This is a genomic window from Geobacillus sp. B4113_201601 (genome assembly GCF_001587475.1).
GTDB classification, from domain to species: Bacteria; Bacillota; Bacilli; order Bacillales; family Anoxybacillaceae; genus Geobacillus; species Geobacillus icigianus.
The window spans coordinates 3,292-4,476 of the sequence record NZ_LQYX01000082.1 but is presented as its reverse complement, the minus strand read 5'-3'; the positions used below and the strand labels follow the sequence as shown (position 1 = coordinate 4,476).

The 1,185-nt window shown below is 55.3% G+C and carries 7 tRNA genes and 1 rRNA gene; all 8 read right to left on the bottom strand.

The window, feature by feature from the left end:
• A 16S ribosomal RNA gene (locus tag B4113_RS11455) occupies positions 1–71 on the bottom strand; the annotation flags it as partial.
• 218 nt (positions 72–289) lie between these two features.
• Positions 290–362 (bottom strand) — tRNA-Ala (locus tag B4113_RS11450).
• A gap of 13 nt (positions 363–375) precedes the next feature.
• Positions 376–449 (bottom strand) — tRNA-Pro (locus tag B4113_RS11445).
• A 4-nt stretch (positions 450–453) separates the two neighbouring features.
• Positions 454–527: transfer RNA gene (locus B4113_RS11440), tRNA-Arg, on the bottom strand.
• Positions 528–530: 3 nt separating this feature from the next.
• A tRNA-Leu gene (locus tag B4113_RS11435) sits at positions 531–616 on the bottom strand.
• A gap of 31 nt (positions 617–647) precedes the next feature.
• Positions 648–722: transfer RNA gene (locus B4113_RS11430), tRNA-Gly, on the bottom strand.
• Between the two features lie 9 nt (positions 723–731).
• Positions 732–816, bottom strand: a tRNA-Leu gene (locus tag B4113_RS11425).
• Between the two features lie 10 nt (positions 817–826).
• Positions 827–902 (bottom strand) — tRNA-Lys (locus B4113_RS11420).
• Positions 903–1,185: the final 283 nt, after the last annotated feature.

Below are 1,185 nucleotides of genomic sequence, written 5' to 3'. Positions count from 1 at the left end.
GTCCGCTCGACTTGCATGTATTAGGCACGCCGCCAGCGTTCGTCCTGAGCCAGGATCAAACTCTCCAAAAGAAAGTTGATTGGCTTTTTGCTTCAGCCGCAGCGCCAAAGGCGCCGAGCGACCTCCGCTTTTCGTATTGTCTAGCTTCGGCCGCTATCGGCTCGCGACGCTTCGGTCCTGCTGCGGCGGCGATAGCCTCCTCGCAGGCCCTCCAGCGCGTTTCGCCGATAGGCAAGCGGCCTCAGCCTTTCGTTGCGCTTCGTTTCGTTCAGTTTTCAAGGAACGAGGATGGAGCCTATCGGGATCGAACCGATGACCTCCTGCGTGCAAAGCAGGCGCTCTCCCAGCTGAGCTAAGGCCCCACGTGCTCCGCGATCGGGAAGACAGGATTTGAACCTGCGACCCCATGGTCCCAAACCATGTGCTCTACCAAGCTGAGCTACTTCCCGCTAACGCGCTCGAGAGGATTCGAACCCCTAACCTTCTGATCCGTAGTCAGATGCTCTATCCAATTGAGCTACGAGCGCAAGTGCCGAGGGCCGGACTCGAACCGGCACGGTAGTTACCTACCCCAGGATTTTAAGTCCTGTGCGTCTGCCAATTCCGCCACCCCGGCTAACAGGCGAAATCGATTAAAGACAAATAAATGGAGCGGAAGACGGGACTCGAACCCGCGACCCCCACCTTGGCAAGGTGGTGTTCTACCACTGAACTACTTCCGCCCAGTTTTATGCGGGTGAAGGGACTCGAACCCCCACGCCCGTAAAGGGCACTAGACCCTGAATCTAGCGCGTCTGCCAATTCCGCCACACCCGCAAATCAATTGTGGTGAGCCATGGAGGACTCGAACCTCCGACCCTCTGATTAAAAGTCAGATGCTCTACCTACTGAGCTAATGGCTCATAGTTTGGTATACACTCAGATCTCTGACGATGTCCCTTCCTCTGCTAGCTGATCCAAGGATGCCGAGTGCGTCGGGACAACTCGCAGCAATTTCAAAGATGTAGCGCTCGTTGCTCTACCTACTGAGTGAATGGCTCATGTCATCATAACACTCTAAGTACTGATGAGCTCTACCTGCCTCTTCCTCTACGAGCCATTTCGAGGAAGCTAAGTGCGTCGAGGCAACTCGTAGTTAACTCGACGATGCAGCGCTCGTTGTTGCGCCAAAGGGATAAGTTAAGA